Annotated in this window: 28 protein-coding genes; 12 read left to right on the plus strand and 16 right to left on the minus strand. The window is 63.7% G+C overall.

All coding sequences use genetic code 11. From position 1 onward, the window contains the following. Positions 1–250: 250 nt before the first annotated feature. From lnt to IYW40_RS12810, 11 genes are all read right to left on the minus strand, one after another. Positions 251–1,894 (minus strand): apolipoprotein N-acyltransferase, encoded by a 1,644-nt coding sequence (gene lnt / locus IYW40_RS12760; RefSeq protein ID WP_196400747.1) that lies wholly within the window; start codon positions 1,892–1,894, stop codon positions 251–253. Positions 1,895–1,975: 81 nt separating this feature from the next. Next, a complete protein-coding gene (locus IYW40_RS12765; RefSeq protein ID WP_196400748.1) occupies positions 1,976–2,923 on the minus strand; it encodes a hemolysin family protein in 948 nt (315 codons plus the stop codon). 9 nt (positions 2,924–2,932) lie between these two features. Next, the gene (gene ybeY, locus IYW40_RS12770) at positions 2,933–3,424 is read right to left on the minus strand and encodes an rRNA maturation RNase YbeY (RefSeq protein ID WP_196400749.1); all 492 of its coding nucleotides are present in this window, start codon (positions 3,422–3,424) and stop codon (positions 2,933–2,935) included. A 2-nt stretch (positions 3,425–3,426) separates the two neighbouring features. Then, positions 3,427–4,470 (minus strand): PhoH family protein, encoded by a 1,044-nt coding sequence (locus IYW40_RS12775; protein WP_175093082.1) that lies wholly within the window; start codon positions 4,468–4,470, stop codon positions 3,427–3,429. Further along, positions 4,467–5,810, minus strand: coding sequence for a tRNA (N6-isopentenyl adenosine(37)-C2)-methylthiotransferase MiaB (miaB, locus tag IYW40_RS12780; RefSeq protein WP_348644274.1), 1,344 nt, complete (start codon positions 5,808–5,810; stop codon positions 4,467–4,469). The genes IYW40_RS12775 and miaB overlap by 4 nt, the downstream gene beginning before the upstream one ends. A gap of 179 nt (positions 5,811–5,989) precedes the next feature. Beyond that, complete coding sequence (locus IYW40_RS12785) at positions 5,990–6,376, minus strand: type II toxin-antitoxin system VapC family toxin (RefSeq protein ID WP_196400750.1); 387 nt, start codon at positions 6,374–6,376, stop codon at positions 5,990–5,992. Continuing rightward, a complete protein-coding gene (locus tag IYW40_RS12790; protein WP_196400751.1) occupies positions 6,373–6,618 on the minus strand; it encodes a type II toxin-antitoxin system prevent-host-death family antitoxin in 246 nt (81 codons plus the stop codon). The genes IYW40_RS12785 and IYW40_RS12790 overlap by 4 nt, the downstream gene beginning before the upstream one ends. A 67-nt stretch (positions 6,619–6,685) precedes the next feature. After that, positions 6,686–7,174: a GNAT family N-acetyltransferase gene (locus IYW40_RS12795; protein ID WP_196400752.1), complete on the minus strand. Its 489-nt coding sequence runs from the start codon at positions 7,172–7,174 to the stop codon at positions 6,686–6,688. 9 nt (positions 7,175–7,183) lie between these two features. Then, entirely contained in the window at positions 7,184–7,927 is a 744-nt protein-coding gene (gene tsaB, locus IYW40_RS12800; protein WP_196400753.1) for a tRNA (adenosine(37)-N6)-threonylcarbamoyltransferase complex dimerization subunit type 1 TsaB, read from the minus strand. 60 nt (positions 7,928–7,987) lie between these two features. Continuing rightward, the gene (locus IYW40_RS12805) at positions 7,988–8,545 is read right to left on the minus strand and encodes a NifU family protein (RefSeq protein ID WP_196400754.1); all 558 of its coding nucleotides are present in this window, start codon (positions 8,543–8,545) and stop codon (positions 7,988–7,990) included. 82 nt (positions 8,546–8,627) lie between these two features. Further along, positions 8,628–8,873 (minus strand): hypothetical protein, encoded by a 246-nt coding sequence (locus tag IYW40_RS12810; protein ID WP_196400755.1) that lies wholly within the window; start codon positions 8,871–8,873, stop codon positions 8,628–8,630. A gap of 65 nt (positions 8,874–8,938) precedes the next feature. On the opposite strand from IYW40_RS12810, the gene IYW40_RS12815 reads away from it, so the two are divergent. Then, complete coding sequence (locus tag IYW40_RS12815; RefSeq protein ID WP_196400807.1) at positions 8,939–9,331, plus strand: nuclear transport factor 2 family protein; 393 nt, start codon at positions 8,939–8,941, stop codon at positions 9,329–9,331. A 24-nt stretch (positions 9,332–9,355) separates the two neighbouring features. Here IYW40_RS12815 and IYW40_RS12820 read toward each other — a convergent pair whose 3' ends face one another. Continuing rightward, positions 9,356–10,186: an RNA methyltransferase gene (locus IYW40_RS12820; protein ID WP_196400756.1), complete on the minus strand. Its 831-nt coding sequence runs from the start codon at positions 10,184–10,186 to the stop codon at positions 9,356–9,358. A gap of 147 nt (positions 10,187–10,333) precedes the next feature. Here IYW40_RS12820 and IYW40_RS12825 point away from each other — a divergent pair, with 147 nt between their 5' ends. The 5 genes from IYW40_RS12825 to IYW40_RS12845 all read left to right on the plus strand — a co-directional run bounded on the left by IYW40_RS12825 (position 10,334) and on the right by IYW40_RS12845 (position 15,751). Next, entirely contained in the window at positions 10,334–11,545 is a 1,212-nt protein-coding gene (locus IYW40_RS12825) for an NADP-dependent isocitrate dehydrogenase (RefSeq protein WP_196400757.1), read from the plus strand. A gap of 81 nt (positions 11,546–11,626) precedes the next feature. Continuing rightward, complete coding sequence (gene dksA / locus IYW40_RS12830) at positions 11,627–12,043, plus strand: RNA polymerase-binding protein DksA (protein WP_196400758.1); 417 nt, start codon at positions 11,627–11,629, stop codon at positions 12,041–12,043. 11 nt (positions 12,044–12,054) lie between these two features. Beyond that, the gene (locus tag IYW40_RS12835; RefSeq protein ID WP_196400759.1) at positions 12,055–12,561 is read left to right on the plus strand and encodes a hypothetical protein; all 507 of its coding nucleotides are present in this window, start codon (positions 12,055–12,057) and stop codon (positions 12,559–12,561) included. Positions 12,562–12,751: 190 nt separating this feature from the next. Next, positions 12,752–13,072: a hypothetical protein gene (locus IYW40_RS12840; RefSeq protein WP_196400760.1), complete on the plus strand. Its 321-nt coding sequence runs from the start codon at positions 12,752–12,754 to the stop codon at positions 13,070–13,072. A 150-nt stretch (positions 13,073–13,222) separates the two neighbouring features. After that, on the plus strand, positions 13,223–15,751 hold the full coding sequence (locus IYW40_RS12845; protein ID WP_196400761.1) for an ATP-binding protein: 2,529 nt from the start codon (positions 13,223–13,225) through the stop codon (positions 15,749–15,751). Between the two features lie 18 nt (positions 15,752–15,769). Here the strand turns inward: IYW40_RS12845 and IYW40_RS12850 are convergent, their stop codons facing one another. Further along, entirely contained in the window at positions 15,770–16,933 is a 1,164-nt protein-coding gene (locus IYW40_RS12850) for a DUF2865 domain-containing protein (RefSeq protein ID WP_196400762.1), read from the minus strand. Between the two features lie 391 nt (positions 16,934–17,324). On the opposite strand from IYW40_RS12850, the gene IYW40_RS12855 reads away from it, so the two are divergent. Continuing rightward, entirely contained in the window at positions 17,325–17,843 is a 519-nt protein-coding gene (locus IYW40_RS12855) for a CreA family protein (protein ID WP_196400763.1), read from the plus strand. Positions 17,844–17,845: 2 nt separating this feature from the next. Here IYW40_RS12855 and IYW40_RS12860 read toward each other — a convergent pair whose 3' ends face one another. Next, positions 17,846–18,178 carry a hypothetical protein gene (locus IYW40_RS12860; RefSeq protein ID WP_196400764.1) on the minus strand — a complete coding sequence of 111 codons (333 nt, stop codon included), beginning with the start codon at positions 18,176–18,178 and terminating at the stop codon, positions 17,846–17,848. Between the two features lie 260 nt (positions 18,179–18,438). Between IYW40_RS12860 and cysS the strand changes: the two genes are divergently transcribed. From cysS to cimA, 4 genes are all read left to right on the plus strand, one after another. Further along, positions 18,439–20,004 carry a cysteine--tRNA ligase gene (gene cysS / locus IYW40_RS12865; protein ID WP_196400765.1) on the plus strand — a complete coding sequence of 522 codons (1,566 nt, stop codon included), beginning with the start codon at positions 18,439–18,441 and terminating at the stop codon, positions 20,002–20,004. A 184-nt stretch (positions 20,005–20,188) separates the two neighbouring features. Continuing rightward, positions 20,189–20,323 (plus strand): hypothetical protein, encoded by a 135-nt coding sequence (locus IYW40_RS22135; protein ID WP_269750296.1) that lies wholly within the window; start codon positions 20,189–20,191, stop codon positions 20,321–20,323. Next, positions 20,323–20,832, plus strand: a complete 510-nt coding sequence (locus IYW40_RS12870; protein ID WP_196400766.1) for a GNAT family N-acetyltransferase — start codon at positions 20,323–20,325, stop codon at positions 20,830–20,832. The genes IYW40_RS22135 and IYW40_RS12870 overlap by 1 nt, the downstream gene beginning before the upstream one ends. Further along, positions 20,832–22,457 (plus strand): citramalate synthase, encoded by a 1,626-nt coding sequence (gene cimA, locus IYW40_RS12875; RefSeq protein WP_196400767.1) that lies wholly within the window; start codon positions 20,832–20,834, stop codon positions 22,455–22,457. The genes IYW40_RS12870 and cimA overlap by 1 nt, the downstream gene beginning before the upstream one ends. Here cimA and IYW40_RS12880 read toward each other — a convergent pair. Further along, positions 22,441–23,037: a TIGR00730 family Rossman fold protein gene (locus IYW40_RS12880; protein ID WP_196400768.1), complete on the minus strand. Its 597-nt coding sequence runs from the start codon at positions 23,035–23,037 to the stop codon at positions 22,441–22,443. The two genes, cimA and IYW40_RS12880, sit on opposite strands and share 17 nt — an antisense overlap. Before the next feature lie 126 nt (positions 23,038–23,163). Here IYW40_RS12880 and IYW40_RS12885 point away from each other — a divergent pair, with 126 nt between their 5' ends. Further along, the gene (locus IYW40_RS12885) at positions 23,164–25,083 is read left to right on the plus strand and encodes an ABC transporter ATP-binding protein/permease (protein WP_196400769.1); all 1,920 of its coding nucleotides are present in this window, start codon (positions 23,164–23,166) and stop codon (positions 25,081–25,083) included. Positions 25,084–25,087: 4 nt separating this feature from the next. Here IYW40_RS12885 and IYW40_RS12890 read toward each other — a convergent pair whose 3' ends face one another. After that, on the minus strand, positions 25,088–25,357 hold the full coding sequence (locus IYW40_RS12890) for a hypothetical protein (protein WP_196400770.1): 270 nt from the start codon (positions 25,355–25,357) through the stop codon (positions 25,088–25,090). Positions 25,358–25,452 lie beyond the last annotated feature (95 nt).

Below are 25,452 nucleotides of genomic sequence, written 5' to 3' on the forward strand. Positions count from 1 at the left end.
ATTGTCGTCGGGCGCGCAAGCTACTTCGCAGGTAGGTGCATGAATTTCAAGAAGATTTCAGCTAAACGCGGTCGGCCGGCGATCTTCCCGGCAAGGACCGTCTACATTTCCCTGCCTGCCCGATAGCTGCGCGGCCCGTGAACCACGAAAAATTGCAAGGTCCGGGATCGAGGAAAGCGCTCGCTCAGCATGCAAGCGGCGTCTTTTCGCCGCGGGCGGATCATCGAAGCCAGACGAAGCAGGAGCGACTTTATGGCTCGCGCCGGGCGACGCCGAGCAAGGCCATGGCCGTCGCGAGGGCGAGGAGCGCTGGGAACGCCAGCGCGCCATAGGTGGCGAAGACGGTGGGCGCCGCTTCCCTCGGCAGACGTCCGTCAATGAGGCCTTCTTCGCCGAGCGGCAGCGACTGAAGGATGCGGCCGTAGGCGTCGATGATCGCCGAAACGCCGGTATTGGCGACGCGGATCATTGGCAGCCCTTCTTCGATCGCGCGCAGGCGGGCCTGGGCCAGATGCTGATAGGGGCCGGTCGTGCGGCCGAACCATCCGTCATTGGTGACATTGAGAAGCAGGAGGGGGCGATCAGCGGCCCCGCGCTGAATCGTCTCGCCCGAGAAAATCGCTTCGTAGCAGATGAGCGGCGCAATTGGCGGCAGACCGGGCGCCGCGAGAAGGCGTGGCCCCGCGCCGCGATCCCATATGCCCGGAACGAGGTGATTGATTCCAAGCGGCCGCAGCACGTCTTCGAGCGGCAGATATTCTCCGAAGGGGACGAGATGAACCTTGTCGTAAAAGGCGACGATCGACTCTCCCCTTAGCGCCTCGATCGAATTGAAGATTCTGCTCCGCCCTCCGTCGCCGTCGCGTTCGGCCCGCGCCGCGCCGGTCAAAAGAACGCCGCCCTTGAGCGCCCGGGCGATCGCCGCCAGCGCTTCCGGGTGGCGTGAAATGACATAAGGAAACGCGGATTCCGGCCAGATGAGATGGGTGACCTCGGCGAGCCCGGACGGCCGCGCGTTTGTCGCGCGTTCCGAGAGGTCGAGATAGTGACGCAAGATTTTCGCGCCATTCTCGGGACGAAATTTCGCGTCCTGAGGGAGATTGGGCTGCATCAGGCGCAACGCCACGCCGTCGACATATTGCGTTTCGTTGGCGCCCAGACGAAACACGCCATAGGCGAACATCAGTATGGCGAGCGTCGCCGCTGCGAGCATCGTCCCGCCGATGCGGCGGGCGCCGCGGGGCGCGCGATCGATGAGCGTCGCGGGCGCGGCGAAAATCACGATGGCGATAATGTCGAGCCCGTGCAGGCCGACGAGCGAGGCCGTCTGCGCCATTGGCCCGGCGCTTGTGAGCGCCATGCCGAAATCGTTCCAGGGAAAGCCGGTGAACAGATGGCCACGCAGCCACTCCGCGGCCCCCAGTCCCGCGGCCAGCGCGAAGACGCGGTCCCCGCCAGGCGACCACAAGAGGCGCGCGAGCGCGAAACCCGCGGCCGGAAAAAAAGCGAGAACCGCCGGCAACCCGAACACGGCGAGCGGCAGCGCCCAGGCGAATTGGTCGGCTTCGACGAGCATCGCGGCGCCCATCCACCAGAGGCCCGCCACGAAATAGCCGAAGCCCAGCCACCAGCCGGCTCCCGCCGCCGAGAGAATCGGGGCAAGGGCAAAGCGCGGCGAGTCGTCGCCGTCCGCCGCGCCGTCGATGAGCCAGACGGCGAGGGTGAGCGGGACGAACATTGACGGAATGAAATCGAAAGGCGCGAGGGCGAGAGCGCCGGCCGCGCCGGCGCAGAAGGCGATCGCGCGGCGCGTCCAGCCGCGGGCGAGGACAATGCGCTGCAAAAGAGTCGGCGCCGACGCGCGCGCGCTGGCGATTTCGGCTATCTGCGCCATCGATCCTCGAAGCGCCGCGAATCGGCGGGCCGACTTTACAGCGGATTTAGCAGACAATTTTATGCGCGTGCGAAGGATGTCTCACGCCGGCCGGCGCGACCGCACGCGCAGCTTGCCGACCCGCCGCGGATCGGCGTCGACGATCTCAAACTCGTGGGAGTCGACCGGCGTCGCGATGATCTCGCCGCGCATCGGGACGCGGCCGGCGAGCCACGCGACCATACCGCCGAGCGTCGTCACCTCGGCGGGCGTATCTTCAAGTCTGAAGTCGACGCCGAGCCGCGCCGTCACTTCATCAAGATCGGCGCGCCCGTCGATGATGAAATCGCCGTTCTCAAGCTCGACGAAGCCCGATTCGTCGATGACGTCATGTTCGTCCTCGATGTCGCCGACGATCATCTCCATGATGTCCTCGATGGTGACGAGGCCGTCGGTGCCGCCATATTCGTCGATGACGAGCGCCAGATGTGTGCGCGTCCCCTGCATACGGATCAAAAGATCGAGCGCAGGCATGGAGCGCGGCACGAAGAGCACCGGCTTGAGCAAATTCGCCTGCGACAGCGGCGTGTCGAAGTCGATCCTTCTCGGTTCGACGGTCGTCGCGTCGGAGTCTTCGCGCCGATCGGCGCAGCACGCGATATGATTGACGAAATCGCGGATATGGATCATCCCGCGCGGATCGTCGAGCGTATCGGCGTAAACCGGCAGGCGCGAATGGGCGGCGGTGCGAAACAGCTCCAAGGCTTCGCGCAGCGGCGCGTCAAGCGAGATGGCGACGATGTCGGCGCGGGGGATCATCGCGTCGGCGACGCGCATGTCGTGCAGGCCGAGGACGTTCTTCAAGAGCGCCCGCTCATGCGGGGTCACGTCGCACGCCGACTCTTCAAGCCTGTCTTCGATGTCCTCGCGCACCGAGGCCGGCGCAAGACCGAGCAGCCCGCGCAGCCTGTCGACGAGGCTCAGGCGTGGTCCATCGCCAGTGCGTCTTAATGGAATGGGATCGTCGGCGTTATCGTATCGCGTCGACATGCGCTTTGTTCAATTCGCTCCGCCGGCCGGCCCGTCTGCGTCTTCCGCATAGGGGTCGGGAAATCCAAGCGCCATCGCGATCTTACGCTCCAGCGCCTCCATCCGCTCGGCCTCGGCGGCGGTCTCGTGATCATATCCGATCAGATGCAGAAATCCATGTGCGATCATATGCGCCGTGTGGGCGCGCAAAAGCTTGCCCTGTTGCTCCGCCTCTTTGGCGACGGTTTCGAAGGCGACGATCACGTCGCCAAGCAGAGGCTTGCGCCCAATCGCGCCAGGCGTCGGAAAAGACAGGACATTCGTCGGTTGATCCTTGCCGCGCCACTCGGCGTTGAGCTGCTGGATCGCCGCGTCGTTGCAAAATGTGACGCTGATTTCACATTCGGGAGCGAGCACAGCCCCGCTTACGGCGAGACTCTGACGAACGCATTCTTTCGTCAAATTTTCCAGATCCCCGACGCGCCGCCATGCAGGCGCCGCGACATTCACGTCGATCTCCAAAGTCAGGGTTCCCCGCGCGTCTGCTTATTGGCGCGCGCGGCGCGCTCATAGGCTCCAACGATTTGCCGAACGAGATCGTGACGCACCACGTCGCCTTCCGAAAATCTCACGCGACCGACGACGTCGAGATTGGCGAGCAGGCTTACGGCTTCCGAGAGGCCGGACTTCTGCCCGGGAGGCAGATCGGTCTGCGACGGATCGCCGGTGACGATCATCCGCGAGCCTTCGCCGAGCCGGGTGAGAAACATCTTCATCTGCATCGAGCTGGCGTTCTGCGCCTCGTCGAGCAGGATGCAGCTTCGCGTCAGCGTGCGCCCGCGCATGAACGCGAGCGGCGCGACTTCGATGAGTCCCGTCTGCATGCCGCGCTCGACCATCCGCGCATCCATGAAATCATGCAGCGCATCGTAGATCGGGCGGAGATAAGGATCGACCTTGTCGCGCATGTCGCCAGGCAAAAAGCCGAGACGCTCGCCAGCCTCGACGGCGGGACGCGACAGAATCAGCCGTTCGACCGCGCCTTGCTCCATCAGCTGCACGGCGTGGCCGACCGCGAGCCAAGTCTTGCCGGTGCCCGCAGGACCTTCCGCAAAAACCAGCTCGTAGCGCTTGAGCGCCCGCAAATACTGGTCCTGCGCGGCGTTGCGCGCGCGCACCGACCCGCGTTTGCGGGTCAGGATCTGCTCGAAAGCGCCACGCGACGGCTCCGAATCCGGAAACAGGCTGCGTTGGCGCGCTGATTCTTCTATGGCGCCGTCGACGTCGCCCAGCGTGATCGTCTGACCCAGCGCGACGCGCTCATAAAGCGCCTCGAGCACGCGTCGCGCATGTTCGCAGGCCTCGGACTTGCCTTTGAGCGTGACGTGATTGCCATTGGCGAAGGAGGCGACTCGCAAGCGTCGTTCGATCTTGGCGAGATTCTGGTCGTAGAGGCCGAAAACGAGCGAGGCGTGACGGTTGTTTTCAAAGGCGAGCGTGATTTCCGCTTCCGGGTCAACAGGCTCCGGTCCCCGTGCGGCGAGCAACGGGTCGTCGATCGTCGTCAAGCCTTCGCCTCCTCGCTCATGAGCCGTCCGCCCAAGGAATTCGAGCCCGCCGCGATGATTTTCACTCTGGCTTCGCGGCCGATAAGCTCCATTGGGCCTTCAACATGCACAGCCTGCATATAGGGACTCTTGCCCCCAATTTGCCCCTCGTGCCGACCGGCCTTTTCAAAGAGCACGTCGAACTCTCGGCCGACCGTCGCCGCGTTGAAGGCTTGCCGCTGCTCGTCAAGCAAAACCTGTAGCGCCGCGAGGCGTTCGCTCTTGACGGTCTCGTCGATTTGATCGTCGCGGTCGGCGGCGGGCGTGCCGGGCCGAGGCGAATATTTGAAAGAAAAGCTTGAAGCGAAGCCCACAGCGCGAGCGAGCGCCATCGTCGCTTCGAAATCGGCGTCGCTTTCGCCGGGGAAGCCAACAATGAAGTCCGACGACAGGGCGATGTCCGAGCGCGCCTTTCGCAGGCGCTCGACGATGGAGAGGTATGCGTCTGCGCCGTGCTTGCGGTTCATGGCTTTCAGAATGCGGTCCGAGCCCGATTGAACCGGCAGATGCACATAGGGCATGAGCTTTGGATTTGCGCCATGCGCGTCAATCAACTCCTGCGCCATGTCGACCGGATGACTTGTGGTGTAGCGCAGGCGCGCCAACCCCTCGATCCGCGCCAGCCGGTCGAGAAGCTGCGCAAGGCTTGCCTCCCGGCCGTCGCCATCAGGGCCGAGATAAGCGTTGACGTTTTGGCCGATCAGCGTGATCTCGCGCACGCCGGCGTCGACGAGCCGCATGGTCTCGGCGATGATCTCGGCGACGGGACGCGACGCTTCGGCGCCGCGTGTATAGGGCACGACGCAGAACGAGCAGAACTTGTCGCAGCCTTCCTGAACGGTGACGAAAGCCGAAACGCCGCGGGCGCGAATCTGCGCGCGGTTCGGGGCGGGCAGGATGCGAAATTTGTCCTCGACGGCGAAATTCGTGTCGGCGAGGCGGGCGCCGTCCCTAGCCTGGCGCAGAAGCTCCGGCAGTCGGTGATAGCTCTGCGGACCGACGACGATATCGACGGCGCGTTGGCGCTTGAGCACCTCTTCGCCTTCAGCCTGGGCGACGCAGCCGGCGACGACGATTTTCATGTCGCGGCCTTGCGCGTTCAGCGCGCGTTTGGCGATCGCAAGCTTGCCTAGTTCAGAATAGATTTTTTCCGCGGCTTTTTCGCGGATATGGCATGTGTTGAGGATGACGAGATCGGCGTCTTCTTCGCTTTTGGTCTCGGCGTAGCCCTCGCGGCTGAGCAGGTCCGTCATGCGGGTCGCGTCATAGACGTTCATCTGGCAGCCGTATGACTTGACCAGAACTTTGGAGAGTCGTGCAGCTTTAGACCGCTGAGGTTCGGATCGCGCCTCAATCAGTTCTTTGACGTCTGTGACTATTTTTCTGCTCCATCGCTCGCCCCGGCGACTCGGCGCGCCACCCGAGCAGACGCAGTATACGACTTTTTTTGCGCCTTAGCGCTGCAAGAGGCGCCTTGCACTCATATTTTCTGAACTGGCCCGCCATAGCGCAGGAGCAGGGCATCGGCCGTGAGCAGCGTAACGCCCTCGACGACCGCCTGAGCAATAAGCAGTCGATCGAACGGATCCCGATGAATCAACGGCAGCGCATCCGTCGCGAGCGCGTGTTGACCGAGCACGGGCAGCTCGTCGTACCCATTGTTCAAGAGACCCTGACGCAGCGCACGCGGGTCGACTTGAAAGTCGGCCCGATTGAGGCTGCGTTTGATGGCGACTTCCCACAGGCTTGCGACGCTGTAGACGAGTTCATTTGCCTCCTCGAGCAGGACCGCTTGAGCCTTTTTTGAGAGGCGATCGGGCGACACAGCGGCCCATAGGATGATCTGGGTATCAAGCAGCAGTCTCACGCGTCGCCTTCGAATAGCCGTCCAATCTCGATCTCGCCCATACGGTCGAAATCTTCCGGGATAACGCCCTGTCCGGCCATAAAGCCGAGCCGCTGGATCTTGGACTTAGCAGCCGCCTCGAGCGGCGTGACCTTCACCAAAGGTTTTCCGGCCTTCGCGATGATGAAAGGCTCTCCCTTAGAGGCAAGATCGACCAACTTGGAGAGCTGGGTCTTGGCTTCGTGCATGTTGACGATGCGCATGAGCGTCTCGGCTGACTAAACCAAGTTAGTCTAGTTTACCGAGAGGCGTCCGGCAAGCCGCGCGCACTCAGATCTCCAGCCGCAGAGCGATCGCAGCGCGACGTTCGCCGTCGGGGCGTTGATAGTAATTCTCCCGCCGGCCGATCTCTTTGAAGCCTTCCCGTGCGTAGAGCTTCAGCGCGGCCTCATTGTCGTCGGCCACCTCCAGAAAGACGAGCCGGGCGCCGCCGCGCTCGAGATTTTCGAGATGCTTTTCAAGAATGCGCCGGCCCAGTCCCGCGCCGCGTCTCGCGGGGTTCACGGCGAAAGTGAGGACTTCGGCGTCGGGCGGCGTCAGCCGCGAGAGGATGAAGCCCCCAAGCTCGCCCTTGCGGCCCTCCGCGACCGCGCCGTCGGCGATGATATGGGCGTCGGTCAGATAATTCTCGAAGTCGATTTTCGACCAGCCAAATGCGAAGGACGCCCCGTGCAGACGTTCGCAGTCATCGGCGCGCTCCGCCCCGATGGGTTCGATGACGAAAGTCGGCTTGGCGAAGAAGGACGAAAGCAGCGTCATGGCGCAAGCTCACGCCTGGGCCGCGGCGGCGGCCCGGGCTCGGGCGGCCGCATCGCCCAAGCCCGCGGCGTCCTTTTGGGCGTCGGGGCGTGCGGCCGGCATCGTGACGTCGGGCTCTTTAAGATAAAGCGGCCGGGCGGGCGCGGTGTCAGGCTGCGCGGCAAGGCCCAGACGCGCCACGAGGGCGATATCGGGCGCGGGCCGCTCGCTCGCGATCCGGACCGGAACGCCGCGGGCGCGCGCCTCCTTCGCAAGGAGCGGCGCGCCGGAGCCGGTTAGAAGCAGCGGGCCGGTCCCCAGCGCGCGTAGCGCTTCATGGGCGTTCATGCGGCGCGCGGTGAGCAGCGGGCGGCCGCCCGGGCCAAAGGCGGCGATGTAGACTTTGTCGTGGCGCGCGTCGATCGCCGCCGCGACGACGCCGTCGAAAGGATCGATAATCAGCGGCGCCGCAAGCGCGGCGAGCGTCGAGACGCCGACGATCTCGGCCTTGCAGGCGAGCGCGATCGCCTGACCGGCGGCGAGGCCGATACGAATGCCGGTGAAGGAACCGGGGCCGACCGTCACGGCGACGCGGTCGAGCGAGGCGAAGCCCCCCTCGACCTTGGCCATGACTCGCCGGATCAGCGGCAGCAGCGCCTCGGCGTGGCCGCGCTCCATCTCCACGGATTCGGCGGCGATCGGCGCCGCCGCGTCGTGGTCCAGCACGCAGGCCGAGACGGCTGGCAGAGCGGTGTCAATCGCAAGGATTCGCATGATTCGTCGATTATGACGGTTTTCGGAGCGCGATCAACGTCGCCTCCGGATATGCCGCCCCTACGCCGGCTCGACCGCCTTCACCTGCGGCAGGAAATGCTTGAGCAGGTTCTCGATGCCGTTTCGCAAAGTGGCGGTGGACGAGGGGCATCCGGAGCAAGCGCCCTTCATGGCGAGATAGACGACGCCGTCTTTGAAGCCGCGGAAGACGATGTCGCCGCCGTCGCCGGCGACCGCCGGGCGCACGCGCGTCTCGATCAGCTCCTTGATCGTGGCGACCGTCTCCGCGTCGGCCGAGTCATAGAACTCGCCGCTGGGCTGCGCCGGCGCCGCGCCTTCGGTCAGGAGCGGCGCGCCGGAGGCGAAATGCTCCATGATCGTGCCCAGAATGGCGGGCTTCAGATGCGGCCATTCGGCGCCGTTCTTCGTCACCGAGACGAAATCCGCGCCATACATCACCGCCTCGACGCCATCGATGGAGAGCAGCGCCTCGGCGAGCGGCGCGTGGGCGGCGTCGTCGCGCGAGCGGAATTCCATCGCGCCCTGGCCCAGCACGTCCTGGCCGGGCAGAAACTTGAGCGTCGCGGGATTGGGGGTAGCTTCAGTCTGGATGAACATCGGGAGACTCCTACGTCCGGTTCAAGGCCGGCGGAAGTGCGCGAATATCACAAATTGAGCGCTCTGTGACATCTCGACATTACTACTTAAGCGCTTCGCCGCAGTCTTGCGAGACTCTTCGGCGCGAGCGCCACCGCTTGAGCGCGACTCCCGCCCACACCGCTTCGACCAGGCCGAAGGGCCAAGCGCCTTGAAGGAACCCGTAGATTGATCCCAAAGCGCAGGCGACGGCGAATGCCAGCACGAACCAATGGCTGCGTTCCTCCATTGAATAAGTGAGCAGCATGGCGCTTACGGCGAAGAGCCCGAACCAGGTCAGCGCATCCATCGACCAATCTCTTTGGACCCCGTCTTGCATTTGCCATGCCCAAGAGAATCTCGCAGTGTCCCCCGATGGATGAAACCTCGCTGCTCGACGCCAACGCTGCTTATTACCAAGCCTTCGCCGCACGTGACCTTGGCGCTTTGAACGATCTTTGGGCGGAGGAGGGCTGTTCCTGCGTTCACCCAGGATGGCCGGCGCTCGTCGGGCGCATGCCGGTGCTCGCCTCCTACCGCGATATTTTTCGTAATCCGGCGCAGGAAGCGGTCACGACGCGAGATCCGCAGACGCTCATCGAGGGCGTCGACGGGCGGGTCTTTTGCATCGAGGAGGTCGGCGGCGGCCTGCTGCTCGCGACCAATTGGTTTCGCTGGAGCGGCGAGCGCTGGCGGCTCGTGCACCATCAGGCGAGCCCGCTGGCGCCGCCGCCCACGCGGCGAGAAGGCAAGCGATCGCTTCACTAGGACGGTCGCGCGAAGGGACGCGGCTCAGGAGTCGGCGCCTTCCGCCTGCTTCTTCCGGCTCGTCTTCTTCGGCTCACGGCGCGGGCCTTCCACGAGCCGCACGACCATGCCCCACAGCGTGCGCACGTCCTGCTGGGTGAGGCCCATGCGGTGGAACATGTTGCGCAGATTGCGCGACATGACGGGCTTCTTCGTCAGCGGACGGAAGAAGCCGCGCTTGTCGAGTTCGCCTTCGAGGAAATCAAAAAAGGCGAGCGTCATTTCGCGCGTCGCCGGCGGCGAGCGCTCTTCGATCTCGAAGGGAATGGCGTCGCCATGCGCGGCGCGAAACCACTCATAGCCGGTAAGCAGCACCGCCTGCGCGAGATTGAGCGAAGCGTAGGCGGGATTGACCGGAAAGGTGAGGATGGCGTCGGCGAGCGCGACGTCGTCATTGTCGAGGCCGGTGCGCTCGGGCCCGAACAGCACGCCATGTTTCTCGCCCGCCGTGATGCGCGCCGCCGTGCCCGGCATGGCCTGTGCCGGCGTCAGCACCGGCTTCATCTGACCACGTCCGCGCGCCGTCGCGGCGTAGACGAAGGAGAGATCCTCTATCGCATCGCGGACGCTCTCGTAGAGTTTCGCGCTTTCGAGGAGATGCACGGCGCCGGCGGCCGCCGCATAGGCGCCCTTGCGATAGGCGCCGGTGCGCGGCCAGCCTTCACGCGGCGAGACGAGGCGCAAATCGGAGAGGCCGAAGTTGGCCATGGCGCGTGCGCACATGCCGATGTTGACGGCGAGCTGCGGACGCACGAGCACAATCGCCGGCCCCCCGGAAAGGGCCGTCTTGCTGCGATCCGTTCCCGCCCCGACCAATTCGCCTCCTCGTCCCGAGCGGCGGCAAATTAGGGCGGAAAGCGCGCGGGGGGAAGGGCGCTTCGGCGCTTAGAGAAAGGCCTCCCAATTGCTACCCAAAACCTCTAGCCGACGCTATAAGGCGCGCGGCACAGGAGGAGCCGGCGCATGCGGAAGATCAAGGTTGCAAGCCCTGTCGTCGAACTTGACGGCGACGAAATGACCCGCATCATCTGGGCCGCCATCAAAGAAAAGTTCATTCGGCCCTATCTCGACGTCGATCTCCTTTATTACGATCTCTCGATTCAAAATCGCGACGCCACGAATGATCAGGTGACGATCGACGCGGCCTACGCCATCAAAAAGCATGGCGTCGGGGTGAAATGCGCGACGATCACGCCCGATGAAGCGCGGGTGAAGGAATTCCATCTCAAGGAGATGTGGAAATCGCCGAACGGCACGATCCGCAACATCTTGGGCGGCGTCATCTTTCGCGAGCCGATCATCTGCAGAAACGTGCCGCGATTGGTCCCAGGATGGACGCAGCCGATCATTATCGGGCGCCATGCATTCGGCGATCAATATAAGGCCACTGACTTTCAAGTGCCGGGCAAGGGTCGTCTGACGATCAAATTCGAAGGCGTCGACGGCGACGTCATCGAGAAGGAAGTCTTCAACTTCCCCGGCTCCGGCGTCGCGCTGGCGATGTACAATCTTGACGAGTCGATCAGCGAATTCGCGCGCGCGACGTTCAACTACGGGCTCACACGCAGATATCCGGTGTATCTCTCGACCAAGAACACGATCCTGAAAGCCTATGACGGCCGTTTCAAAGATTTGTTCCAGGAGATTTACGACGCCGAGTTCAAATCGAAATTCCAGGCGCTCGGCCTCACCTACGAGCATCGTCTGATCGACGATATGGTCGCCTCGGCGCTCAAATGGTCGGGGGGCTACATCTGGGCGTGCAAGAATTACGACGGCGACGTCCAATCCGACACGGTGGCGCAGGGCTTCGGTTCGCTCGGCCTGATGACGAGCGTGCTCATGACGCCCGACGGCAACACCGTCGAGGCTGAAGCCGCTCACGGCACGGTCACGCGCCATTATCGCGAGCACCAAAAAGGCCACGAGACCTCGACCAACTCGATCGCCTCGATTTTCGCCTGGACGCGCGCGCTCGGGCATCGCGGCAAGCTCGATGGGAACGACGAGCTGATCCGCTTCGCCCGCACGCTTGAGGAAGTGTGCGTCGCGACCGTCGAGTCGGGCTTCATGACCAAGGATCTGGCCCTGCTTGTCGGCTGCAATCAGAAATGGCTGTCGACGACAGGCTTCCTGGACAAGATCGACGAAAATCTGCGCAGAGCCATGGAGTGAGGGCGGCGCGGGGAATGATTGTATGTGGCGCCCGTCGCGGCTATATAGGCGTCGCCTATAGGCCAATTAAGGATTCGCGAGATGGCGGTGGATCTGGAAGAAACGTATAAGCCTTCCGAAGACGAACCCTTCATGTGCGATCGGCAGCGCGAATATTTCCGGCGCAAACTGCTGGCTTGGAAGGAGGACATTCTGCAAGAGAGTCGCGAAACGCTGGCCACTCTGCAGAATGAAAATGAAAACCATCCTGATCTTGCTGATCGCGCGTCGTCCGAAACCGATCGCGCCATCGAACTGCGCGCCCGCGACCGCCAGCGCAAGCTCATCGCCAAAATCGACGCGGCGCTGACGCGCCTCGACGACTGCAGTTACGGCTATTGCGAGGAAACGGGCGAGCCGATCTCCCTCAAGCGCCTCGATGCGCGTCCAATCGCGACCCTGTCGATCGAGGCGCAGGAGCGTCACGAACGGCGCGAAAAAGTCTATCGAGACGATTGAGTCTGAAACCTTTGGGGAAAACGAAAAGGGCGTCGCCGCTGGCGACGCCCTTTTTCATTCCTTCTGATCCGAGCGGCCGAGCAGTCGCGCCATCTCCGCTTCAAGCGAGTCCAGCGGATCGACGTCGGCCGGAGCCGGCGGCGGCGGCGGAGGAGGCGCCGCGGGCCTGGGCGGCGGCGCAGGCGGCGGCGCTGCAGGCCTGGCGACGGCCGGCGGGGCGGGCGGCGGCGGCGCCGCGGGCCTCTGCGCCGCAGGCGGCGGTTCTGCCGGCCTCGGAGGAGCCGCGGGCGGCGGAGGAGGCGGGGCCGCGGCTTCTGACGGCGGCGGCTCTTTCGGACGCGGCGCCAGCCGCTGCTGAGCGCGCGCAAGGAAAGGCGGCGTCGGCGAGCGGGGCGGAGCCGGGCGCTGCGGGGCGGCTGGACTCGAAACTCTTGGTCCGGCTGGCGGCGGCGGGGGAGGCGGCGGCGGCGCAGCAGGCCTCGGAGGCGCCGGCGCGAAGAGGTCAGGCGGCAGATTGACGGGGCCCGCCGCCGCGGGCTTCGGCAGCGGCGTTTCTAGTTCTCGTGGCGGAGCCGGGGGCCCGGCCGGCCAGTTCGCCGCCGCCGGCGGCTGTCCCGGGCGCTGCTCCGGCCCGCGGCTGACAGCGCCTTCGAGCCGGTTGATCGTCGCTTCGACGAGGACGTCGGTAGGGCCGCCGATCAGAAGCAGATGTTCAACGTTGTCGCGCCGCACAATGACGAGCTGGCGCTCGCGGTCGAGGTCATAGACATCGACGACGTCCAGCCGGCGCGCGCGATTGCGGCCGCCGGGCGAACGGATGCGGCGTCCGAACAACAGACGGTAAATATAAAGCACGAGCACCGCAGCGACGAGGAACGCAACGAGCGCTCCAAGCGCCGGCAGCAGTTGAGTGAATTTATCGGGCATGAACGGCTAGTCTCTCGTTCGAACGCGCGTGAACCTTGCCAAATTAACAGCTTTCCTGGCAAGCGCCGAAAAAAGGTTAATGATTGGTTAATGTTTGGCTAATCAGCGTCCTTCCGACGTCCAGCGTTGCTATTATTGGCGTTCACGGCCATTCTTTTAGATGATTCTGTAGGCGTCGGCAGACTAATAATCGGCGCGCCGGCGTCAGCATGGCCGTCGCGATCGGCGATATATGACGCGGGTGGTTAAGAAATGAGCGACAGGACCGAAGCGTCCGACTTAGGACGCAGCGAGCGGCCCGCCAATGTGGGATTGACGCTCGCCCTCGTCATCGCGTTGGTCGCGGGCGTCGCCGCCTATTACCTGACGCCTTCGGACCTCGCGCCGCGCGTCACCATTCTGGCGCTCGCGGTTTTCGGCGTCGCCGGAATCTTCATTCTCTTCGCCTATGCGGTCGGATTGATTCACTTCTCCGGCCGAGTCGCGGGTAACGACGTGACGAAACTCATCGCCGACACATCCGGCGAAGGGCTGCTCGTCACCAGAGGCGATGCGCGCATCGTATACGCCAATGAAGCCTATTCGGCGATGTGCGACGCAAAAGACGCTTCCGGCGTTCAGCTGGTCGAGCGGCTGTTCTCAGGGCCGCCCGAGGTCTCGGAGGCGATCTACCGACTGGTCCAGGCGGCGCGCGCCGGCGTTTCGCATAGCGAAGATCTGCGACTTTCGCCGCCGCTCTCGGGGCAGGGGCCGGTCGGCTGGTACCGGATTCGCGTTCGGCCGCTGCCGACGACGTCGAGCGGGCGGTTCTGTCTATGGGCGGTCGCCGACGTGACCGCCGATCGACAGCGGCAGGAGAACGTCTTCCAGGAGCTGCAGCACGCGATCGACTTTCTCGATCACGCGCCGGCGGGCTTTTTTTCCGCGAGTCCGGACGGCGCCGTCTCTTATATGAACAGAACGCTTGCCGGATGGCTGGGCTACGATCTCACGCAAGTTGGATCTGGCGGCGCGACGCTGTCCTCCATCGTCGCGCATAGCGGCGCGGCGCTTCTCGCCGCCATGTCGGGCGCGCCGGGCGACGTGCGCACCGAGCAGATCGACCTCGACCTGCGATGCCGCAACGGCAAGTCGCTGCCGGTCAGGCTGCTGCACCAGGTCGCTTTCGGCCAGGACGGCGAATCCGGCCCCTCGCGAACCTTGGTGCTCAACCGCGCCTCCGGCGAGCAGCCGGAAGAGAATTTGCGCGCGGCAGAGGTGCGTTTCGCGCGCTTCTTCAATTCGACGCCGATGGCGATGGCGACGCTCGACGGCGAGGGCCGCGTGCTGACGTCGAACGCGGCTTTCGCGAAATTGCTGCCGCAGGCGCTGAAGTCTGGCCAGGGACAAGCCGCGGCGCCATGGTCGGTGCTGACGGGACTCGGCGAACGCGACGGCGCCGCCCTGCGCGCCGCGATCGAAGATGCGATCGAAGGCAAAGGCGAAGTGCGCCCGATCAATGTCGTGTTCGAGGAAGACGCCGCCGGCGCGGCGACACGTTCAGCGCGTTTCTTCGTCTCTTCCGCCGAGGACGCCGGCAAGAAAGGCGCAATGGTCTATGCGCTCGACACGACCGAGCAGCGCAAGCTGCAGGAGGAGTTCGCGCAGTCGCAGAAGATGAATGCGGTTGGCCAGCTCGCCGGCGGCATCGCGCATGACTTCAACAATATGCTGACGGCGATCATCGGCTATTCGGATCTGCTGCTCTCCAGCCACCGGCCCACCGACCCCGCCTTCCGCGATATCCGCCAGATCAAGGAAACCGCCAATCGCGCGGCGGGCCTGACGCGGCAGCTGCTCGCCTTCTCTCGCCGGCAGACGCTGCGCCCGCAAGTCCTGCAGCTCGGCGACGCGCTCTCCGAAGTTCAGAATTTGCTGCGCCGCGTCGTCGGCGAAAAGAACGAACTCGAACTGCGTCTTGGTCGCGATCTCTGGTTCGTGAAGGCCGACATCACCCAGTTCGAACAGGTGATCATCAATCTCGTCGTCAACGCCCGCGACGCCATGCTTGAGTCAGGCGGACGGGTGCAGATCCGCACGCGCAATGTCGCCGCCTCGGAATGCGCCGCCTTCAATGAGGCGGCTCTGCCGGCGGCGGATTATGTGCTGGTTGAGGTCGAGGACTCGGGCAGCGGCATTCCCGCCGATGTGAAAGAAAAGATCTTCGAACCCTTCTTCACGACGAAGGAGGTCGGCAAAGGCACGGGCCTCGGCCTTTCGACCGTCTTCGGCATCGTCAAGCAGTCGGGCGGCTTCATCTCCCTCGACAGCGAGGTCGGGCGGGGCACGGTTTTCCGCATTTTCCTGCCCCGCTACGTGCCGGAGGAGAAGGAGACGTCGCAGAAGGCGGAAACGCCCAAGGTCGCTGCGGACTACACAGGACAGGGCGTGGTTCTCCTCGTCGAAGACGAGGACGCCGTGCGCTCGATCGGCGCACGCGCCTTGAGTTCGCGCGGATTCACGGTGCTCGAAGCGGCGACGGGCATGGAGGCGCTCGAGGTCGTCGAGCGCGTCGACGGCAAGGTTGATCTCATCGTCTCCGACGTGGTGATGCCGGAGATGGACGGCCCCGCGATGTTCGCCGAACTGCGCAAGCGCGGCGTCGCGGCGAAGGTGATCTTCGTTTCCGGTTATGCCGAAGAGGCCTTCGCCAAAAACCTTCCCGAAGGCGATTTCGGCTTCCTGGCGAAGCCGTTCTCAATCAAACAGCTGATCGAGACGGTCAAGGCGCATATGCCCTGACGCGGCGCAGAAATCAGCTCACAATGCCGGCGCGACGACCCGCACGCGGCGCTTGATTCCATCAGCTCCGACGATTTCGCGATAGGTTTCGGGCGCCGCGGCCGCGCCGTCCTCGACGCTGGGCTGCGCCTGGGCTGCGGGTTCCGCCGTCGTCATCGGCTCTGGCGCCGCCGGCGCGGAGCCCTTCGCTTTCCGACCGCGCGCAACGCCGGGCGGCAGCGCGCGCGACAATTGCTCGGCCTGCTCCGCCGTCACGACCTGATCCTTCGCGTGGCGCTCGGCGATGAGCCGCTCGGCTTCGGCGAGCGCCTCGGCCCACGACTGCCCCGGCGGCTTGCAGCCGCAGGACGGATCATAAGTCTTCTCGAACTTATGCGCGTTGGGATGGTCCGAATAAGCTTCGCCGTCGATCGAAAGCGCGGAACTAAGCACCTTCGATTGCGACGCCGTATAAAGTTTCACCTCGGCGTTGGGACACAGCGCCCGGCACATCGTCGCGAGATCGTCGAGATTGGAGCTGCGCGCCGAGTAGGTGATCGGGAAAAAGCCGCCGTCGCACGCGCGCACGCAGATCGCCATCGGCCCGCCGCGTGGCTTACCGTCTGAAGGTTCCCCCTCCTGCTCCGCGTCCGGACCGACAGGCATGTCGCGCGCGCCTGGGCTTTCGTCGGGCGCGACGCCAAACAGCTCTTCAAAGAAATTGCGCGGGCGTGCAACGCGCGCTTGCGCCGCCTGAGGATTGCGGCATTCAGCCTCATAGCGGGCGGCAAGCGCCTGACGCTGGCCGCCGTCGTCGGCGCTTGCCCGCTCATAGGCGGCGACGGCGCCCGAGAGCTGGCGCAGTTGGGCGTTGATTTGTCCGCACTGGGGCGGCGGCGGATCGCCGAAGAACAGGAACTGGCCCCGGTCGCAGCCCAGCGCGCGACCTCGCGCGGCGACGCGCGCGTATTCGCCGCGCTGCTTGGCCGCCGCGGCCTGGAATCGCCCCGCGCCGCCGCCCGAGCTGGCGCGGGCGATCTGCGCGCGCAACTCCGTGCAGTAGGATGATTCGCCCGCGGCGGGCGAAACGGCGAAAAGACCGAATGCGACGCCGGCGGCGACCGCCAGCTTCGTCCGCTTGGAGGCGCATTTCGTCAAAAAGAGGTCTATGATCGCGGCCTCATTGAAGTTTTCGCTCTTCACACGCTCGTAAGGAGCCTAGAAACGCTTGCGCGATCGCTTGGCGACTGATGCTCCGGCGCGCGTCGCTGGCGACGAATCGCGTCATTTTCACCAATCCAGGCCGCGGAGCAAATGTCGCTCGATTAATCGCGTCCATCATGTCGGCAACAAGGCGCCGGCCGACGCGGTCAACCCTCCTGGCGCGCGTCGAATTTTTTGCCGCGCCCAGGGCCGAAGCCCTTCCCTTGCCGCAGTGCTTCGCCCATATCGGCAACGGCGTCGCTAGAGCGCGGCGCGCGAAAAAGTGGAATTCGATTTTTCGCCTAGAGCGCGCTCTAAGTTCGAGATCGATCACGATATCTGCCCTTGGGCGATTCTGCCTGGAGGCGGCGTGATCTAGGAGGTTGCCGACATGAAGCGTTCCAAATTGCTGGCTCTGATTTCGACGGCCTTTCTTTGTTTCGGCGCCGCGACGGCCTTCGCGCAGAATGGGCCGGATCTCATCTTCCGCAAATCGGTGGATTTCAAGCTGCTCACCCCGAACGACAAGCTCGCGACCTACGGAATCGACGATCCGGTGATCGACGGCGTCGTCTGCTACTATACGGCGCATGAAAAAGGCGGCGTCGCCGGCATGTTCGGCGTGGCGGAGCAGTCGTCGGAGGTTTCGCTCGCCTGCCGGCAATATGCCCCGATCAAGTTCAAGGAGAAGTTCGGCCAGGGCGATACGGCGTTCAGCGAGCGGCGGTCGCTGCTGTTCAAGCGCATGCATATCATTCGCGGCTGCGATGCGAAGCGTAATGTGCTGATCTATATGGTCTATTCTGACAAGCTCGTCGAAGGCTCGCCCGAAAGCTCGACCTCGACCGTGGCCATTCAGCCCTGGGCCGGCCAGAACGAAGTCCCGCGATGCGGAGAGTTTCTGCGCTGACGCTAATCGACGCAGGCGATGACCGCCGCATCCGGCTCGCTAGAAGCGCGCGCGGCATGGACGTCGATCGAAGCGGTCACATCGTTGGCGCGGCCGAAGGTTCGGGCCGCGCCATGGCCGTGCGCCGCGCACCAGGAGTCGGCGACGATCTTGCCGCAATCGCCCTTGTGCGTGAGACATTCCGTCAGGCCGTAGCCCTCCTGATCGGAGATGACATAGGCGGCGCCCCCGCTCGCCTCGGCCTGTGCGTCGCAGGCGTAGCCGGCGCCGAACAGCGCGCCCGCGAGCAGCAGCGCAAGCGCGCGCCGCGCGATCGGCGCCTCATATTTCCACATAATGAGCGAGTCCCAAATGACCGAGATGGTCCCCGTCAGAGCTAGCGCAAAGCGGTAAAACCCGAGTTAAACCGCCGCGGCTCGAATTGGCCTCGCGCTTGACGCGGCGGCGCGCTTTGGCGCATGGTCGCCGCCATGACGCCTCGGCTCACCATTTGTCGGAAGACCATTATCAGCTAGCGATCACGCTGGCCGGAGCCGTCACGTCTCTCAAAACGACATGAAGCGACGCCCCGGCCGGCGGCCTTGCGGGGAAATTCATGTCGACGCCTGCGCTGAAAATTTACAATACGCTGACCCGGACGAAGGAGGAATTCCGTCCGATCGATCCCGCGCATGTGCGCATGTATGTCTGCGGGCCGACGGTCTACGACTACGCGCATATCGGCAACGCCAGGCCGCTGATCGTTTTCGACGTGTTGTTTCGTTTGCTGCGCCATCTCTACGGCGCCGATCATGTCGCTTACGTTCGCAACATCACCGACGTCGACGATAAGATCAACGCGCGGGCGTTCGAGCGCGGAATCACCATTCGCGAACTGACCGAAGAGACCAACAAGGTCTTCCAGCAGGACGTGAAGGCGCTCGGCTGTCTCGAGCCGACGATGCAGCCGCGCGCGACCGAGCATATCGCGCAGATGGTCGCGATCATCGAGCGGTTGATCTCCTCTGGCCATGCCTATGCGGCCGATGGCCATGTGCTCTTCGACGTGCCGTCCATGCAAAATTACGGGCGCCTGTCGCGGCGCTCGCTCGACGAAATGATGGCCGGCGCGCGCGTCGACGTCGCGCCTTATAAGCGTGGCGACATGGATTTCGTGCTGTGGAAGCCGTCAAAGGAGAACGAACCCGGCTGGGACAGCCCGTGGGGCAGGGGACGTCCCGGCTGGCATATCGAATGTTCGGCGATGTCCTGGGCGCACTTAGGCGAAACCTTCGACATTCACGGTGGCGGCATCGACCTCGTTTTTCCGCATCACGAAAACGAGATCGCGCAAAGCTGCTGCGCCTTCGGGCAAGACGTGATGGCGAATTACTGGATGCATAATGGCTTCCTGCAGGTCGAGGGCGAGAAAATGTCCAAGAGCCTGGGGAATTTCGTGACGATCCACGAGCTGCTGCATACGGAGAAGTTTGGCGGCAGAAGCTGGCGCGGTCCAGTGTTAAGATTCGCGATGCTGCGCACGCATTACCGCCAGCCGATCGATTGGACGGTGAAGGCGCTGGAGGAGGCGCACACAGAGCTCCAAGAGTGGACGAATTTACTCGCAAATCGTGCTGCTGAAGCAGAATATCGTGTACATGCGAGCCTGCTACAGCCTAACGAAAAAGTCATGGCTGCTCTTTGCGACGATCTCAACACTCCCCAAGCAATTAGCGAATTGAGAGCGCTTGCTCGATCAAAGGTCCATGAGGATCAAGTGTCACTCTTGGATACCTGTATTTTTTTGGGGATCGTGAATCCCGAAAGAATGTTCGTTCTAAACCCTTACCACGTGGGGGAGAGCGTCCTTGCGTCAAGTGATGTGATGCGACGGCTCGATGAGCTTCAAATTGCTTTCGCGAACGACAACGAAGAACGCCAGAGAGCGATAACTGAGGAATTAAGGGAACAAGGGGTTGAAGCCGACGTCAGGCATACCGGAGCGGTCAGTTATAAAATATGCGGAACAGACAAGGTCGGGGAATTAATTCATCTACGCAACGCCGCGCGCGCTTCAAAAAACTGGGCCGAGTCCGATCGCATCCGCGACGAACTCGCCGCCATGGGAATTATTCTCAAGGATCACAAGGATGGCGCGACGACCTGGGAGGTGAAGCGGTGATCGTGCGCCTCCCCTATATGCCGAAAGCATCAACCCCAGCCGTCATGGCCGGGCTTGTCCCGGCCATCCACGCCGGGACGCTAAGCAATATCGGCCTCGTCACGAGTCGTCTTGACGTGGATGCCCGCGTCAAGCGCGGGCATGACGCGGCGGAGCCATATCGCAAAATTGATGGAGCGTAGAAATGTCCAACGATGACTGGAAAAAGACGCTTCCCTTCAAGCGCCACTGGGCGCTCTATCTCGCGTTCAAGCTGATCGTGCTGGCGCTCGCCGCCTTCATCGCCTGGCATCTGCTGCGCGCGTTCGAGATCGTGTGATGGCGCGCGGTGCGCAAACGCCTGGTCTGCGGCCGTTTCTTGCCGCAGACGCCGCGACGCTCGCGGCGCTCTTTCGCGCCAGCGTCGAGGCGCTGGCCGCCGATGACTATGACGATGCGCAGCGTGAAGCCTGGGCGTCCGCGGCTGACGACGAAGCGGCCTTCGCGTCGCGCCTCACGGACGCGCTGAGCATCGTCGCGCTTGTTGACGGGGACATCGCCGGTTTCGCGTCGCTGCGCGACAATAAGATGTTCGACATGCTCTATGTGCGGCCCGACATGGCGCGCAAGGGCGTCGGGTCGGCGCTGGCGGAGGCGATTGAAAAACTCGCCGCCGCGCGCGGAACGACACTGCTGACGGTCGAGGCTTCCGACGCGGCGCAGGACTTTTTCGCGGCGCGCGGCTACGTGGCCACGACGCGCAATATGAAAACGGTCGCCGGCCAATGGCTCGGCAATACGACGATGACCAAGGAGCTGGCGGCGCCCGCCGCCGGGAGAGCGCATTGATGGCCAAAGAACGGCTGACGCTATACGACACCACGCTGCGCGACGGCGCGCAGACGACGGGCGTCGATTTCTCGCTCGACGACAAGCGTCAGATCGCCGCCATGCTGGACGAAATCGGGATCGACTATATTGAAGGCGGCTATCCCGGCGCCAATCCGCTCGACACTGAGTTTTTCGCGCGGCGTCCGAAACTGCGCGCGCGCTTCGCCGCCTTTGGGATGACGCGGCGGCAGGGCCGCTCGGTCGAGAATGATCCGGGCGTCGCGGCGCTGCTCGACAGCAGCGCCGACGTCGTCACCTTCGTCGCCAAGAGCTGGGACTTTCAGGTTCGCGTCGCCTTACGCTCCACGGAAGAGGACAATCTCGCAAGCGTTACGCAATCCGTAAACGCCGCCGTCGCGCACGGAAAGGAAGTCGCCGTCGATTGCGAACATTTCTTCGACGGCTTCAAGGCGAACCCTGACTATGCGCTGGCCTGCGCCAAGGCCGCCTATGACGCGGACGCGCGATGGATCGTGCTCTGCGACACCAACGGCGGCACGCTGCCGCACGAGGTTGAAAGCATCGTCGCGGAGGTCGTCAAGCAGATTCCAGGAGACCGCATCGGCGTGCATTGCCACGACGATACGGGGCAGGCGGTGGCGAATTCGCTTGCCGCGGTGCGCGCCGGCGCGCGGCAGATTCAGGGCACGCTCAACGGTCTTGGCGAACGCTGCGGCAACGCTAATCTCACGACGATCATTCCGACGCTATTGCTGAAGAGCGAATTTTCCGAGCGCTTCGAGATCGGCGTGACGCAAGGGAAGCTGACGCATCTAACGCGGGTCAGCCACGCGCTCGACGAGCTTCTCAATCGCGCGCCCAACCGCCATGCGCCCTATGTCGGCGCCAGCGCCTTTGCGACCAAGGCCGGCATTCACGCCTCGGCCGTGCTGACCGATCCGCGCACGTACGAACATGTCACGCCGGAATCGGTCGGCAATGTGCGGCGCGTGCTCGTATCCGATCAAGCGGGACGCTCCAACATCGCGGCCGAGCTTGGCCGATTGGGCGTCGTCCTCGACAAGGACGATCCGCGTCTGGCGCGGCTGCTCGACGAGGTGAAGGAGAAGGAAGCGCAAGGCTACGCCTATGAGGGCGCTGATGCCTCGTTCTTCCTTCTGGCCAAGCGCGTGCTCGGCGAGGCGCCGCATTTCTTTGACATCGAACGCTACAGCGTCGCGGTCGATCGGCGCTTCGCCAGGAATGGCGGCTTTGAGGACCAGGGCGCCGAGGCGATCGTCAAGATCAATGTGGATGGCGAGAGCCGCATTTCGGCCGCCGAAGGCAACGGCCCCGTCAATGCCCTCGATCTCGCGCTGCGGAAGGATCTCGGCGCCTATCAGCGCTTCATCGAGGACGTTCGGCTCGTTGATTATCGCGTCCGCGTGTTTCAGGGCGGCACCGACGCGGTCACGCGCGTTCTCGTCGAATGCGCCGATGCGCAAGGAGAGCGCTGGTCGACGGTCGGCGTTTCGGCCAATGTCATCGACGCGTCCTTCGAGGCGCTCGTCGACGCGATCAACTACAAGCTGCTGGTGTCGGTCGAGCGCAACGACCGTCAAACCGCTAAAGCCGCTCAGTGACCGCTGTCTCGCTGATGTCTGGCGAATGGCGGACCGCCGCGAAAATCATCGGCAGAATGTCTTCGACGCGTTCGGCCACGAGATAGCGCACGTTATCGACTTCGCCGAAGAACTCCTCGTTCCGCATATGAGCGAAAAGCGACAGCAGGGGACGCCAGAAGCCGCCGATGTCGGCGATGACCAGAGGCTTGGTGTGACGGCCGAGCTGGATCCAGGTCAGTTGCTCGGTCAGCTCCTCCAAAGTGCCGACGCCTCCAGGCAGCGCGATAAAGGCGTCTGATCGTTCAAACATCATGCGCTTGCGCGTGTGCATGTCGTCGACGACGACGAGCTCCGTCGCGCCCGTAAAGGGAATCTCCCGTCGGTCCAGGAACTCGGGAATGATTCCCGTGACAACGCCGCCGGCGGCCACCGTGGCCTTCGCCAGAACGCCCATTAGGCCGATGGCCCCGCCGCCATAAACGAGGCCGACCCCGGCGCGCGCCAGGGCGACGCCCAAGGCGCGCGCCGCCGCCGTGTAACGCGGATCGGCGCCGATCGAGGAGCCGCAATAGACGCAAACGTTCTTGATTTCTCGCATGGGCATTCTCATGCAGCGTTTGACGACGCCTCGCGCGGGGTGCGCATAGCTACTAAACGTCATATATGACGCCAAGCCAGCAATGACGCCAAAGGCCGCGACGACGGCCCATTCATTCGGAGACATATGATTAGACCCGATCAAGACGAATCGAGCGATCCCCACGCGCTCGATCCGGACGACGCCACGCCTCCGCCTGTTCCTGAGAAACAATTGTCGGAATCGTCTCTAATCAAGACGATACGGCATTTGTGGCCCTACATTTGGCCGCGGGGCCGCCGCGATCTCGAGCTTCGGGTCGCCGCGGTGTTTGCGCTGCTCGTCGTCAGCAAGCTGTTCAACGCCGCGACGCCATACGCTTTCAAATGGGCGACGGACGCGCTCGCCGAGGGCGGCGCCGGCGTGGCGGGGAAGCTCGCAGCCGCGGCGGTCTTTTTCACTTTGATGATGGGCGCGATCCGCATCGCTTCGGTCGTGCTGATGCAGTTGCGCGACGGCATCTTCGCGGCGGTGGCGATGCACGCCGTGCGCCGGCTGGCGACCGATCTCTTCGTGCATATGCATGAGCTGTCGCTGCGGTTTCATATCGGCAGAAAGACCGGCGGACTCACGCGCGTTCTGGAGCGCGGGCGCAACGGCATCGAAACGTTGTCGCGCCTCATCATGTCGACGGGCGCCCCGACAGTGCTGGAGATGGCGCTGGTCCTCGGCATTTTTCTCTACCAGTTCGGCTGGCGTTACGGGCTCGTCCTGGTCGCGACTCTCGCCGGATATTTTCTCTATACGACGCTCGCCACAAACTGGCGGATCGCCATACGGCGCAGGATGAACGACAGCGACACCGACGCCAATCAGAAGGCGATCGACAGTCTGCTGAACTATGAAACGGTCAAATATTTCGGCGCGGAAAGGCGCGAGGCTGAGCGCTACGACAAATCGATGATCCGCTACGAGCAGGCGAGCACGCAGTCCTATGTCTCGCTTGCGGTGCTCAACGCCGGCCAGACGGTGATTTTTATCATCGGACTCACCACCATGATGGTGATGTGCGTCTATGGCATCGAGGCGGGCCGCAATACGGTGGGCGATTTCGTCCTGATCAACCTGATGATGGGGCAGCTGGCGCAGCCCTTAAATTTCATGGGCACCTTCTATCGCGAGGTGCGGCAGGCGATCATCGATATCGAGACCATGTTCTCGATTCTCGCGCAGAGCCCCGAGATCTTGGACACGCCCGGCGCCGCTCCGCTCGTCGTGCGCGAAGGGCGGATCGTTTTCGACAATGTCGCGTTCCACTACGAGCCGAACCGGCCGATCCTCAAGGGCGTGAGCTTTGAAGCCGAGCCCGGACAAACCATCGCCATCGTCGGGCCGTCCGGCGCGGGCAAGTCGACGATCTCGCGTCTGATGTATCGTTTCTACGAGCCGCAAGGCGGCCGCATCACGATCGACGGGCAGAATATTCTGGACGTCACGCAGGAAAGCCTGCGCGCGGCGATCGGCATGGTGCCGCAGGACACGGTGCTGTTCAACGATTCGATCGGCTACAACATTCGCTATGGAAGATGGGACGCGAGCGACGAAGAGGTTCGCGAAGCGGCCCGGCTCGCGCAGATCGACCGCTTTATCGAAAGCGTGCCGGAAGCTTATGAGGCGCAGGTCGGCGAGCGCGGGCTGAAGCTTTCCGGCGGCGAGAAGCAGCGCGTGGCGATCGCCCGCACGATTCTCAAAGGTCCGCCGATCCTCATCCTCGACGAAGCGACGTCGGCGCTCGACAGTTTGACGGAACATGAAATTCAGGAGGCGTTGAGACGGGTCGCGCGCGGCCGCACCACGCTCGTCATCGCGCATCGCCTGTCGACCATCGTCGACGCCGACGAAATCCTGTTTCTGGATCACGGCCGCATTGTCGAGCGCGGGACGCATAAGGCGCTGCTGGCGCTTGGCGGCCATTACGCCGGCATGTGGAACCGTCAGCGCGAGGCCGCGGAGGCGCGCGCCAAATTGCTGGAGGCGGAGCGAGAGGAGTTGGAGGAAACGGAGTAGCCGCTCAGCGCTTCGACAATCGCCAGAGATTGCGATTGACCCGCTTGGCGTAAACCGCAAGGGCGCGGTCGACGGCGCGATGCGGCTGGCCAGCGGCGACGCTCATCGCCGCCTCTATGCTGGCGTCGGCGGCGGCTTTGATCTTTTCATCGATCATCAGCTTGCTCTCGCGTCTGCCGCGCACGCCGCCCGTGGCGATCTTCATCAGCCGTAAGCCGATCACCTGATTGGCCACGAAGCTCATCTTGAGCGTGTCGGAGAGAAGCTTGTTCATTCTCGATCGACTTCTGCGCATGGCGGCCCCCGTCAAGGCAAATAGCGCGGCCGAGGCGTTGGCCAACTGCCCGTTAAACATTGCAAATAACGGGC

The organism is Methylocystis sp. H4A (assembly GCF_015709545.1).
GTDB lineage: Bacteria > Pseudomonadota > Alphaproteobacteria > Rhizobiales > Beijerinckiaceae > Methylocystis > Methylocystis silviterrae.

What these genes read in the sequence shown, in the direction of transcription:
- IYW40_RS12840 (WP_196400760.1), top strand. Translation starts at nt 12,752, where the DNA reads ATGTTCAACGTTGTCGCGCCGCACAATGACGAGCTGGCGCTCGCGGTC.
- IYW40_RS22135 (WP_269750296.1), top strand. Translation starts at nt 20,189, where the DNA reads ATGTCCAACGATGACTGGAAAAAGACGCTTCCCTTCAAGCGCCACTGG.
- IYW40_RS12860 (WP_196400764.1), bottom strand. Translation starts at nt 18,178, where the DNA reads ATGTGGAAATATGAGGCGCCGATCGCGCGGCGCGCGCTTGCGCTGCTG.
- IYW40_RS12810 (WP_196400755.1), bottom strand. Translation starts at nt 8,873, where the DNA reads ATGGATGCGCTGACCTGGTTCGGGCTCTTCGCCGTAAGCGCCATGCTG.
- IYW40_RS12795 (WP_196400752.1), bottom strand. Translation starts at nt 7,174, where the DNA reads ATGACGCTGCTTTCGTCCTTCTTCGCCAAGCCGACTTTCGTCATCGAA.
- IYW40_RS12815 (WP_196400807.1), top strand. Translation starts at nt 8,939, where the DNA reads ATGGATGAAACCTCGCTGCTCGACGCCAACGCTGCTTATTACCAAGCC.
- IYW40_RS12765 (WP_196400748.1), bottom strand. Translation starts at nt 2,923, where the DNA reads ATGTCGACGCGATACGATAACGCCGACGATCCCATTCCATTAAGACGC.
- cysS (WP_196400765.1), top strand. Translation starts at nt 18,439, where the DNA reads ATGTCGACGCCTGCGCTGAAAATTTACAATACGCTGACCCGGACGAAG.
- IYW40_RS12790 (WP_196400751.1), bottom strand. Translation starts at nt 6,618, where the DNA reads ATGCGCATCGTCAACATGCACGAAGCCAAGACCCAGCTCTCCAAGTTG.
- tsaB (WP_196400753.1), bottom strand. Translation starts at nt 7,927, where the DNA reads ATGCGAATCCTTGCGATTGACACCGCTCTGCCAGCCGTCTCGGCCTGC.
- IYW40_RS12845 (WP_196400761.1), top strand. Translation starts at nt 13,223, where the DNA reads ATGAGCGACAGGACCGAAGCGTCCGACTTAGGACGCAGCGAGCGGCCC.
- cimA (WP_196400767.1), top strand. Translation starts at nt 20,832, where the DNA reads ATGGCCAAAGAACGGCTGACGCTATACGACACCACGCTGCGCGACGGC.
- IYW40_RS12825 (WP_196400757.1), top strand. Translation starts at nt 10,334, where the DNA reads ATGCGGAAGATCAAGGTTGCAAGCCCTGTCGTCGAACTTGACGGCGAC.
- IYW40_RS12885 (WP_196400769.1), top strand. Translation starts at nt 23,164, where the DNA reads ATGATTAGACCCGATCAAGACGAATCGAGCGATCCCCACGCGCTCGAT.
- dksA (WP_196400758.1), top strand. Translation starts at nt 11,627, where the DNA reads ATGGCGGTGGATCTGGAAGAAACGTATAAGCCTTCCGAAGACGAACCC.
- IYW40_RS12855 (WP_196400763.1), top strand. Translation starts at nt 17,325, where the DNA reads ATGAAGCGTTCCAAATTGCTGGCTCTGATTTCGACGGCCTTTCTTTGT.
- IYW40_RS12805 (WP_196400754.1), bottom strand. Translation starts at nt 8,545, where the DNA reads ATGTTCATCCAGACTGAAGCTACCCCCAATCCCGCGACGCTCAAGTTT.
- lnt (WP_196400747.1), bottom strand. Translation starts at nt 1,894, where the DNA reads ATGGCGCAGATAGCCGAAATCGCCAGCGCGCGCGCGTCGGCGCCGACT.
- IYW40_RS12880 (WP_196400768.1), bottom strand. Translation starts at nt 23,037, where the DNA reads ATGCGAGAAATCAAGAACGTTTGCGTCTATTGCGGCTCCTCGATCGGC.
- IYW40_RS12890 (WP_196400770.1), bottom strand. Translation starts at nt 25,357, where the DNA reads ATGAACAAGCTTCTCTCCGACACGCTCAAGATGAGCTTCGTGGCCAAT.
- IYW40_RS12870 (WP_196400766.1), top strand. Translation starts at nt 20,323, where the DNA reads ATGGCGCGCGGTGCGCAAACGCCTGGTCTGCGGCCGTTTCTTGCCGCA.